Origin of the sequence: Kitasatospora sp. NPDC001539, assembly GCF_040298565.1 — a bacterium.
GTDB lineage: Bacteria > Actinomycetota > Actinomycetes > Streptomycetales > Streptomycetaceae > Kitasatospora.
The window spans coordinates 1-10,075 of sequence record NZ_JBEPAK010000255.1; the positions used below are offsets into that span (position 1 = coordinate 1).

Annotated in this window: 10 protein-coding genes; 5 read left to right on the top strand and 5 right to left on the bottom strand. The window is 76.3% G+C overall.

Features of this window, described 5'->3' with window-relative positions:
* Positions 1-847: PucR family transcriptional regulator (locus ABT247_RS28030; RefSeq protein ID WP_350747721.1), on the top strand; the 847-nt coding region annotated here is incomplete at its 5' end.
* Positions 848-968: 121 nt separating this feature from the next.
* Here ABT247_RS28030 and ABT247_RS28035 read toward each other — a convergent pair.
* Entirely contained in the window at positions 969-1,736 is a 768-nt protein-coding gene (locus tag ABT247_RS28035; RefSeq protein ID WP_350747723.1) for an acyltransferase, read from the bottom strand.
* Between the two features lie 151 nt (positions 1,737-1,887).
* On the opposite strand from ABT247_RS28035, the gene ABT247_RS28040 reads away from it, so the two are divergent.
* Positions 1,888-2,742 carry a maleylpyruvate isomerase family mycothiol-dependent enzyme gene (locus ABT247_RS28040; protein ID WP_350747726.1) on the top strand — a complete coding sequence of 285 codons (855 nt, stop codon included), beginning with the start codon at positions 1,888-1,890 and terminating at the stop codon, positions 2,740-2,742.
* Positions 2,743-2,846: 104 nt separating this feature from the next.
* On the opposite strand, the gene ABT247_RS28045 is transcribed toward ABT247_RS28040, so the two are convergent.
* Entirely contained in the window at positions 2,847-3,620 is a 774-nt protein-coding gene (locus ABT247_RS28045) for an enoyl-CoA hydratase family protein (protein WP_350747729.1), read from the bottom strand.
* A 223-nt stretch (positions 3,621-3,843) separates the two neighbouring features.
* Here ABT247_RS28045 and ABT247_RS28050 point away from each other — a divergent pair, with 223 nt between their 5' ends.
* Positions 3,844-4,641 (top strand): ATP-grasp domain-containing protein, encoded by a 798-nt coding sequence (locus ABT247_RS28050; RefSeq protein ID WP_350747731.1) that lies wholly within the window; start codon positions 3,844-3,846, stop codon positions 4,639-4,641.
* A gap of 111 nt (positions 4,642-4,752) precedes the next feature.
* Entirely contained in the window at positions 4,753-5,157 is a 405-nt protein-coding gene (locus tag ABT247_RS28055) for a RidA family protein (protein WP_350747734.1), read from the top strand.
* 72 nt (positions 5,158-5,229) lie between these two features.
* Here ABT247_RS28055 and ABT247_RS28060 read toward each other — a convergent pair whose 3' ends face one another.
* Together ABT247_RS28060 and ABT247_RS28065 are read right to left on the bottom strand one after the other, a co-directional pair.
* The gene (locus ABT247_RS28060; RefSeq protein ID WP_350747737.1) at positions 5,230-6,618 is read right to left on the bottom strand and encodes an MFS transporter; all 1,389 of its coding nucleotides are present in this window, start codon (positions 6,616-6,618) and stop codon (positions 5,230-5,232) included.
* A 97-nt stretch (positions 6,619-6,715) separates the two neighbouring features.
* Positions 6,716-7,906, bottom strand: a complete 1,191-nt coding sequence (locus ABT247_RS28065) for a geranylgeranyl reductase family protein (protein WP_350747740.1) — start codon at positions 7,904-7,906, stop codon at positions 6,716-6,718.
* Between the two features lie 300 nt (positions 7,907-8,206).
* Between ABT247_RS28065 and ABT247_RS28070 the strand changes: the two genes are divergently transcribed.
* Positions 8,207-9,571 (top strand): dipeptidase, encoded by a 1,365-nt coding sequence (locus ABT247_RS28070; RefSeq protein ID WP_350747743.1) that lies wholly within the window; start codon positions 8,207-8,209, stop codon positions 9,569-9,571.
* On the opposite strand, the gene ABT247_RS28075 is transcribed toward ABT247_RS28070, so the two are convergent.
* Positions 9,522-10,075: DUF4184 family protein (locus tag ABT247_RS28075; RefSeq protein WP_350747745.1), on the bottom strand; the 554-nt coding region annotated here is incomplete at its 5' end. The two genes, ABT247_RS28070 and ABT247_RS28075, sit on opposite strands and share 50 nt — an antisense overlap.

The window sequence follows — 10,075 nt, forward strand, 5'->3', positions numbered from 1 at the left end:
CCCGGCCAGCGGCAGCCCGCCGCACTGCGCCCAGTCGAGCGCGGACCGGCACGACACCGCCCGGCAGTCCCTGCTCAGCGCACTGCTCGCCGGCACCCCCGCCGAGGAGGCCGCCACCCGCGCCGGCATCCGGCTGCCGGCCGGTTACGCGGTGCTCTGCCTGGCCATCGCCGAGCACCCGGACGAACGCTCCCCCGGCGTCGACCCGGGCATCGCCGCGCACCGGAAGCTCCGCCGCTTCGCCGCCGAACTCGACCACCGCACCCGGCAGTCGGCCCTCACCGCGCTCACCCCGGTCGGCGGCCTCGTGCTGCTGCCGCTCGATCCGGAGCCCGAGTCCGAGCCCACCGACGCGGCCGCCGGCGAGGCGCCCTGGCCGCAGCTCGCCGCTGCGCTGGCCGCCGCGGCCCGCGCAGCCGGGGCGCCGGTGCTGGCCGGAGCGGCCGCCGCCACCCCCGGCGAGGTGCCGGGCGCGGCCGCGCTGGCGTACGAAGTCCTGGACGTGGCCCGGGCGTTCGGCCGCCCGCCCGGTCTGCACCGGCTGGACGACGTGCTGCTGGAGTACCAGCTGACCCGCCCCAGCCGGGCCCGCGCCCGGCTCGCCGCGCTACTCGAACCACTGGCCGACGGCGGGGAGTTGCTCACCACACTGCGCACCCACCTGGCCGGCGGCCTCAATCGCCGCCACACCGCGAGCGCCCTGCACCTGCACCCCAACACCGTGGACTACCGGCTGCGCCGGATCGCCGTGCTCACCGGTCTGGATCCGTCCCGCCCGGCCGACGCCCTGCGGATCACCGCGGCGATCGCCGCGCGCGCCGCTGAACAGTCCTGTACCGCCCGGTAGTCGCACCGCGCCGCGCCCGTGCCGCCGTTCCCGACGGCGCCGGCGGCGCAAGTGGGGCGGGTCGGGCGGGCGGCGCGAGTGGGGCGGGCCCGGCGGGTGGCGCGAATGGGGCGGGCGGCGCTCAGTCCTGCTGCTGCTCCTGCTTCCCCGGCAGCCTCAGGTCCCAGCCGACCAGGGCGCGCAGTTGCTCCGCCGTCACGCCGTCCGGCACCGGCCGGGGCGGCTCGTGGCGCAGCGGCGGCTGCCAGCCCTCCTCCTCGGTCCAGCGGCGCACTACCTTGGCGGGCGCCCCCGCGACCACGGAGTGCGAGGGCACCTCCCCGCGCACCACCGCCCCGGCGGCGACCACCACGTTGCGCCCGATCCGCGCCCCGGGCATGATCACCGCGCCGGTGCCGATCCAACTGCCCGAGCCGATCTCCACCGGCTCGTTGCGCGGCCACTGCTTGCCGATCGGCAGTTCGGTGTCCCGGTACTCGTGCGCCTGGTCGCTGACGTACACGCCGGGCCCCGTCCAGACGTCGTCCCCGATGACGATCGACTGGTGGCCGACGATGTGGCTGTCCCGTCCGATCACGCAGCCGCCGCCGATCCGCACGATCGGCTCCGGTCCGAGGTCGAGCCCGGGCAGGAAACCGGCGCTGATGGTGACCCGCTCACCGATGATCGAGAACGGCCCGATGGTGATCCACCGCTCGTTGAACACCGCCCCGAGCGGAAAGGCGAGGGACGTGCCGTCCCCCAGCTCGCCGAATCGGTACGGGCCGGGGTTGCGGTTGGTGACCGCACCGGTCCGCTGCACCCAGCGCCAGCCCCGGTGGACGAGGTGCCCGGCAGCCCGGCGGCCACCGGTCCGGACGGCGGACAGAAGGGAACGGGTTATCGGCATGCGCTCACGTTACCGGCCCGTAGCATCGGCCCGGCCGCCGGGAGGCCGACATCACACCAGGCCATCCGGCAGCACCGGCACCACCGGCACCGGACTTCCGGCCGTCCGAAAACCGCCACTGTGTTCGAGCGCGGATGGGAGACTCGCCCCCATGGAGATCCCCGACCACATCGAAGGGTTGCGCCGCGAGGGCACCCTGCTCGCCGAGGCCGCCGCCCGCACCGACCTCGCCGCCCCCGTACCGACCTGCCCGGACTGGCGGCTGGGCGACCTGGTGCGACACGTCGGCCGCGTGCACCGCTGGGCCGCCGCCCACCCGGCGAAGGGCCTGCGGGCGCCGATGGACGAGGCGGCCCTGAAGGAGCTGATCGGCCCGGACCCGTCGGACGCCGCGCTGCTCGACTGGTTCCGCGAGGGCCACGCCGCGCTGGTGACGGTGCTCAGCGAAGCCCCCGCCGACGTCGACTGCTGGAGCTTCCTGCCCTCGACCAGCCCGCTGGCCTTCTGGGCCCGGCGCCAGGCGCACGAGACCGCCGTGCACCGCTTCGACGCCGACGCGGCGGCCGGCTCGCCGGGCCCGGCCGTGGACACCGTGCTCGCCCTGGACGGCATCGACGAGTTGCTGCGCGGCTTCCTGGTCGGCGGTCGGTCGACGGTGCGCAGCGAGCGCCCGCGCACCGTCCGGGTCCGGACGACCGACGGCCCCGGGTGCTGGCGCCTGACCATCACCGACGAGCCGCTGTCCGTCACCACCGAGGACAGCCCGGAACCGGCCGACCTGACGCTCACCGGCCCGGCGCACGAGCTCTACCTGCTGCTCTGGAACCGCCTGACGGTCGACCGGCCGGCGCCCACCGGCCAGAGCAGCCCCAGCGGTCGGCACGACCCCGCCGGCCGGAACGCAACGGCGGAGCCGGCGGGGCACCTGCGACCTGCCGAACGGGTCGAGGTCAGTGGCGACCGGGACCTGCTCGGTCTCTGGCGGGACGGCGCGGCCATCCGCTGATTCCGAGCCGTCCGAGCCACGCCGAGCCGAGCCGGCCCCCGGCCCCCGCGAGGGCAGGTTCGGCGACGGCGGGTTCGGCAACGGCACCTTCGACTCTGCCGGCCTCAGCGCACCCAGGCAGCCGGCCGCTTCTCCAGGAAGGCCCGCATCCCCTCCTGCGCCTCCGCGGAGCCGAACAGCCGCGCCGACAGCTGCACCAGCTCGTCGGCGTCCCGCTGGAACGAGCGCGCCACCTCGGCGTTGGCCAGCCGCTTGGACTCGGCCAGTCCCTGCGGCGAGCCCTGGCGCAGCGCGTCCAGCAGCCCCTTCAGCACCACCGCGGTGTCCTCGGTGGACTCGGCGGCCCGGGTCAGCAGGCCGATCCGGGCCGCCTCGGCGGCGTCGAAGACCTCGCCGGTGAGGTAGTAGCGAGAGGCGGCGCGCGGGTCCAGCTTCGGACGCAGCGGCAGCGAGATGACGGCGGGCGCGAGGCCGAGCCGGACCTCGGTGAAGGCGAAGGTCGCGGCCGGTCCGGCGATCGCCAGGTCCGCCGCACCGATCAGGCCGAGGCCGCCGGCCCGGGCGTGTCCGTCCACCACGGCGATGACCGGCTTGACGCAGTCCACGATCGCCTTCTGCAACTCGACCAGGCCGCGCGGGCCGACCGTCGGGTCCGCGCCGGTCGCCTCGGAGAGGTCCGCGCCCGCGCAGAACACCTTGCCGGTGTGGGTGAGCACCACGGCGCGGACGTCCGGGTCGGCCGCCGCGACGGCCAGTCCGGCGTGCAGCTCCGCCATCAGCCGCGAGGAGAGCGCGTTGCGGTTGTGCGGCGAGTCGAGGGTGAGCGTGGTGACGGCATCGGCGGTGCTGACGCGAACGAGGGGCTCTGCGCTGGTCATCGGCGTGGGCCTGCCTTCCGGCTGAGGGTGGGTCGGACTGCGGGCGCGGGCCGGGGTGTCCGGACCGCGCCCGGACGACTCTGGCACGCCCACCCGCCCCTCGGCCAGAGCAGCCGGCCGATCGCGGCCCGGGCCGCGCCCGCCACCCGGACGGCCGGGGGACGGCGCGACCGGACGGAAAACCACTGGTGGCCCGGGTCGCGGTCCCGACAGCATGAACGGCATGACCACCGCCTCCCCCGTCCTGCTGCTCGCACCGCGCGTCAACGAGACCAGCCGGCGGCTGCGCACCGCCGCCGGGCTGCGCGGTCTGCGGGCCCGCACCGCGACGGGCTGGCAGGCGCCGCGCGAGTTGCTCGGCGCGCCGGTCCACGTGTACGGCGGGCCGCTGTTCGGCGACGCGGTCGGTCGGGAGCTCGGCCTGGCCCTGCTGGAGCCGGCCGAGGACTGGCTCGTCCGGCTGCCGTTGGCGCTGACCGGGCGACGGGTGGCCGCCACGACCCTGGCCGAGGCCCGCGGGCTGCGCGGACCGGCCTTCGTGAAGCCCCCGGCGGACAAGGCGTTCGCCGCCCGGGTCTACCCGGACGGCGGTGCGTTGCCCGGGCCCGAACTGCTGGACGGCGACACGCCGGTGCTGGTGAGCGAGGTGGTGCGCTTCCGTGCGGAGTACCGGCTGTTCGTCCTGGACGGCGCGGTGCGGGCGGGGTCGCGCTACGCGGAGGAGGCTGAACTGTCCGTCGCGCCGCTCGGGCGGGACGGCTCCGAGGTGTTGGCCTTCGCCCGCGACGTACTGGCCGCCTCGGCCGCGCAGGCCCCGCTGCCGAGCGCGGTCGTGGTGGACGTGGGGCGCACCGACGGCGGCTGGGCGGTGGTGGAGGCCAACGCCGCCTGGGCGAGCGGCGGTTACGCCGCCGAATCGGACGCCGTGCTGGACGTGGTGCTGCGCTCGGCCGGCCCGCTCGCCCAACTGCCCGTCGCTGACCTTCCGTTCCGGCGCGAACTGCCCGAAGTCGTGCGCTGAAGGGCCGGTCGGCGCGCCCCGGCCCCGGCCGGCCGGTTCAGGCCCCGGCCTGGTCCGCAGCCGGAGTTACCGCTTGCGGCCGGGACGCGCGATGGCGCAGGATCCTGCGCCGTGACCACCACCCATCTCACGCACATCACCGAGCCGCCCGGCGTCGCGCCCGGAACGGGCTACACCCAGGTCGTCACCGGCACCGGCCGGCTGGTCCACGTCTCCGGCCAGGTGGCCTTCGACGAGCACCGGAACCTGGTCGGCGAGGGCGACCCCAAGGCGCAGGCGCGGCAGGTCTTCGAGAACCTGCGCCGCTGCCTGGCCGCCGCCGGGGCCGACTTCTCCGACGTCGTGAAGTTCACCTTCTTCATGACCGACATCTCCTACCTCGCGGCCGTCCGGGAGGCCCGCGACGAGTACCTGGACGGCCTGCCGCTGCCGGCGGCCTCGGCGATGCAGGTCGCCGCGCTGTTCCGGCCGGACGTGCTGATCGAGATCGAGGCGACGGCGATCGTCCGGGAGTAGCGCGGGAGCAGCCCCGAGCGGCGCGGGAGCAGCACGGAAGCAGCCCGGGAGCAGCGCGAGGCCGCACGGGTCTCAGACCGCCCGCGCCCGCAGCTCCCGCCGTCCGGCCCACCGGACGGCGGGGCCCATCGCCACGCCGGCCCCCGCCAGCACCGCGCCCAGCACGGCCCATCCCGCCGGGCCGTAGCCGATCACGGCCGTACCGACCACCGCCGGGCCGGCCGTCATCGCGGCCGCCGTGCCCGCGTTGAACACGCCCTGGTAGGCCCCGTGGTGGTGTTCACCCGCGAGGTCGTAGCTGAGCGCCCAGCTCCCGGCCTGGCCGAGCACCTCGGCGAGCGACTGCAGCGCGATGCCGGCGAGCACCACCACGGCGGCGAGGATGCCGGGCAGTCCGTGGGCGAGGGCGATGACCAGGCAGGAGGCGGCGAGCACCAGGCCGGCCCGGCGGCATGCCCGGGCGGCCGCGCTCCGCTCCTCGGTGCCGCTGGTGGCCCGCACCTGGAGGGCGATCACCACCAGGGTGTTGAGGACCAGGGCGCCGGCGACGACGATCCTCGGCGCCTCGGTCCGCTGGACGATCCACAGCGGAACGCCCACCTCCAGGACGGCGAACTGCAGCGCGAGCACGGAGCACAGCACGGTCACGACCAGGAACGGGCCGTCCCGCAGCGCCGGGTTGCGCCGACGGCCCCGCTCCATGTCCCGTTCCGAGCGGCCGGCGGGTCTCGCCGTGCCGGTGCCGGACGTGCCTCCCGTGCCGTGCCCGGTCCCGGCGTCGGCGTCGGCCTCGGCCGTCGACGGCCCGGCCAGGGCGCGCGGCAGGCGGTGGAACAGCACGGCGACGGCCGCGAAGGAGCAGGCGTCGGCCAGGATCGCCGTCAGGTAGACGGGCCGGGTGTCCAGTTGCAGCGCGACCGCGCCGAGGGCCGTCCCCCCGCAGATGCCGACGTTGGTCACCACCCGGAGGTAGGCCCGCCCCGCCACTCGCCGCTCGGCGGGCAGCACCTCGGCGTAGAGCGCGTTCCGCACCGCCGCGGCCCCCCGGTCGACGGCCGCGACCGCGCACGCCACGGCGACGAAGGCGGGATAGCTGTGCACCAGCGTGTACCCGGCGGTGCCGACCGCCTCCACCCCGACCAGCGCCACCAGGACCCGCCGGGCGCCCCAGCGGTCGGCGGCCCGGCCGGCCGGCACGCTGGCGGCGACCCCGCACAGCCCGGCGGCGGTCATCCCGACGCCCAACTGGGCCGCGCTCAGGCCGAGCACGCGGGTGAAGAACAGCACCGCGACGGACAGCGAGAGGCCGTCCCCCACGGTGTTGACGAGCGTGGTCCCGGCCAGCCGGCGGACCGTCGGATCCGGGTGCAGACGGCGGCGCACAGCCGCGGGCAGGCGGCCGCCCGCCCCGGGCGCGGGTGTCGCGCGGGACGGTGCGGAGGACTCCGGTGCGTCGGTCATGCCTTGATCACACCGCCGGGCGGGCCACCGCCGCCATTGCTTTTCCGCTCCGCCCGTCACCACGCCGTGTCAGGCCGGCCCGGAGGCACCGGAACCGCTACCTCGACGCCATCGCCGTCAGCCGTCGCGCCGCCCGGTACTGCCGCAGCACCTGGGCGAAGGTCGTGTGCCCCTGGGTGGCCCGGGCGAAGGCCCGCCAGGCGGCCGGCACCAGGCACACCGCGGCGTGGAACAGGTACGGCCGCCGCTCGAAGGCGCCGAGCAGCTGCTTGCCCGCGCGCATCTCCACGCCCAGTCCGGCCTTGACGGCGAAGGCGTAGTTCAGCGCCTCGCGCCGCACCGCCGCCGCGTCGCCCGCCTCCGCGACGCGCACCGCCCACTCGCCGGCCAGCCGGCCCGAGCGCAGCGCGTAGGAGATGCCCTCGCGGGTCCACGGCTCCAGCAGCCCGGCCGCGTCCCCCGCGACCAGCACCCGGCCGCGGGAGAGCGGCGAGTCCTCGGCGCGGCAGCGGGTCAGGTGGCCGGACTCGATCCGCGGGGTGAAGCCGGAGAGGCCCAACCGCCGGATGTAGTCGGCGAGGTACTGCTTGGTCCGCTCGCCGTCGCCGCGCGCCGAGATGACGCCCACGGTCAGCGTGCCGGACCGGGTCTTCGGGAACACCCAGCCGTAACTGCCCGGCAGCGGGCCCCAGTCGAGGTGGATCCGGCCCGACCAGTCCGCGGCGACCTCCGGCGGGACGGGGATCTCCGCCTCCAGGCCCAGGTCGATCTGGTCGAAGGTGACGCCCACGTGCCGGGCGATCCGGCTCGCGCTGCCGTCGGCACCGACCACCGCGCGGGCCTCGAAGGTGCGCCCGTCGGCCGCCGTGACCAGCGCCGTCCGGTGCTCGCCGCCGCGCTGCTCGACCCCGGTGACGGTCACCCCGGTGACCAGCACCGCGCCCGCCTGCTTGGCCGCCTGCACCAGGCGCAGGTCGAACTCGTCCCGGTTGACCAGGCCGAACAGCATCCGCTCGGAGCGGCGCGTGCGGGTGTACCGGCCGTCGTACGCGAAGGTGACGGCGTGCACCCGGTCCTGGAGCGGCAGCTCGAAGTCCGGCGGCAGGCTGTCGCGGGAGGGGCCGATGATGCCGCCGCCGCAGGTCTTGTACCGGGGGTGCTCGGCCTTGTCCAACAGCAGCACCCGGCGGCCCTGCGCGGCGGCGGCGTGCGCGGCGGAGGCCCCGGCCGGCCCGGCGCCGACCACCACGACGTCCCAGACGCCGTCGAGCTGTTCCGTCGACGCCACCGACTCCGCCGCCGGCTCCGTGGACGCCTCCCGGGACGCCTCCGCGGACGCCTTCCGGGACGCCGTTGACACCTGTGCGGACGCCTCACTGCCGACGGGCGCGGTCGTCGCGGTCGTACGGTCGAGCGGGCTACGGGAATCGGAGCTTCCGGAGTCAGTCACGTCGAGCAATCCTATGCGTCCGCACGGCCCCCCGGGCTCAGCACCGCCCGGCGAACACCGCCGCCTATGATCGGCGGTACCCCGACCGATCCCTCCGCCCGCACCACCCCGTGGGCGGACCGCCCCCTCGGAGCCCCGATGTCACAGCCCCTGGCCGACGCCGTCCGGTCCCTGATGGACCGTGCCCGCACCGACCTCGCCGAACTGGTCGCCTTCCCGTCGGTCGCCGACCCGCGCCAGTTCCCGGTCGAGGAGTGCGAGAAGGCCGCGCGCTGGGTCGCCGACGCCTTCGCCGCCGAGGGCCTGACCGGCATCCGGCTGCTGGACACCCCGGACGGCACCCAGTCCGTGTACGGCGAGCTGCCCGGCCCCGAGGGCGCCCCGACCGTCCTGCTGTACTCGCACTACGACGTGCAGCCCCCGCTCGACGAGGCCGGCTGGACCAGCCCGCCGTTCGAGCTGACCGAGCGTGACGGCCGCTGGTACGGACGCGGCGCCGCCGACTGCAAGGGCAACATCCTGATGCACCTGACCGCCCTGCGGGCGCTGCGCCAGGTGTACGGGGACGCCTACCCGGTCGGCCTGAAGATCATCGTGGAGGGCTCGGAGGAGCAGGGCACCGGCGGTCTGGAGCGCTACGCCGAGGCCCACCCCGAGCTGCTCGCCGCCGACGCCATCATCATCGGCGACACCGGCAACTTCGCCCCCGGCCTGCCCACCGTGACGGCGTCGCTGCGCGGCATGACGGTGGTGGAGGCCTCGGTCAGCACCCTCGGCGGCAACCTGCACTCCGGCGCCTTCGGCGGCGCGGCCCCGGACGCGCTGCAGTGCCTGGTCCGGGTGCTCGCCTCGCTGCACGACGAGAACGGCGACGTCGCGGTCGCCGGGCTGACCGCCGACCAGACCTGGGAGGGCGTGCAGTACCCGGAGGAGCAGTTCCGCGCCGACGCCAAGGTGCTCGACGGCGTCGCCCTGACCGGCACCGGCACCATCGCCGACCGGCTGTGGGCGCGCCCGTCCGTCACCGTCCTCGGGATCGACGCCCCGCCGGTGATCGGCGCCACCTCCTCCGTCCAGGCCGCCGCGAAGGCGCTGATCAGCCTGCGCGTCCCGCCGGGCACGAGCGCGGACGCCGCCCAGGACGCGCTGGTCGCCCACCTGGAGGCGCAGATGCCGCTCGGCGCCCGGCTCACCGTCCGGCGCCAGGGCAACGGCGCCCCGTTCCGCGCCGACATCACCGGCCCGGCGTACGAGGCGATGGGCGAGGCGATGGCCGAGGCCTTCGGCACCCCGATGGTCGCCTCCGGCGAGGGCGGCTCGATCCCGCTCTGCAACACCCTGCGCACGCTCTACCCGAAGGCCGAGATCGTGCTGATCGGCGTCGAGGAGCCGACCACTCAGATCCACGCGGTCAACGAGAGCGTCGACCCGCAGGAGCTGGAGCGGATGGCCCTCACCGAGGCCCTGTTCCTGCGCCGCTACGCGGAACTGCGCTCCGCCTGACGGCCGTCGGGACGGTACGGGCCCCCGGGTCCGCCGCCGGCCGCCCGCCCCGCCACCGGCGGGCGGCCGCCACCGCCGCCGCGTAGCCGACGGCGCCCACCGCCAATCCCGCCCCGGCCCCGAAGCAGACCTCCGGGACCAGGTTCCGCCGCAGCGGGCTCAGCCGGTGCAGCACCCCGGCCGCCGTCGCCGCGCCCAGCGCCGCGACGGCCACCCGCCGGGTCCGGGCACCCGGCCGCACGGCGGGGCGGACCGGCTCGGCCACCCGCACCGCACGCGCCGCCCAGCCCGCGATCGCGGCCAGCCCGAGCGCCGAAGTCCCGTACTGCATCGCCTCGTAGAGGGGCGTCCCGGCCACCCGCCGCTCCAGGACCGGCAGCAGCCGCACGCCCAGCCGGTCACCGTGGGTGAACGCGTCCCAAGCGACGTGGGTGGCCGCCCCGACCGCCGCCGAGCCGAGGAACCAGGCGGCGTCCACGGCCCGGACGCCGCCCTCCCCGGCCC

What these genes read in the sequence shown, in the direction of transcription:
- ABT247_RS28035 (WP_350747723.1), bottom strand. Translation starts at nt 1,736, where the DNA reads ATGCCGATAACCCGTTCCCTTCTGTCCGCCGTCCGGACCGGTGGCCGC.
- ABT247_RS28060 (WP_350747737.1), bottom strand. Translation starts at nt 6,618, where the DNA reads ATGACCGACGCACCGGAGTCCTCCGCACCGTCCCGCGCGACACCCGCG.
- ABT247_RS28050 (WP_350747731.1), top strand. Translation starts at nt 3,844, where the DNA reads ATGACCACCGCCTCCCCCGTCCTGCTGCTCGCACCGCGCGTCAACGAG.
- ABT247_RS28045 (WP_350747729.1), bottom strand. Translation starts at nt 3,620, where the DNA reads ATGACCAGCGCAGAGCCCCTCGTTCGCGTCAGCACCGCCGATGCCGTC.
- ABT247_RS28070 (WP_350747743.1), top strand. Translation starts at nt 8,207, where the DNA reads ATGTCACAGCCCCTGGCCGACGCCGTCCGGTCCCTGATGGACCGTGCC.
- ABT247_RS28040 (WP_350747726.1), top strand. Translation starts at nt 1,888, where the DNA reads ATGGAGATCCCCGACCACATCGAAGGGTTGCGCCGCGAGGGCACCCTG.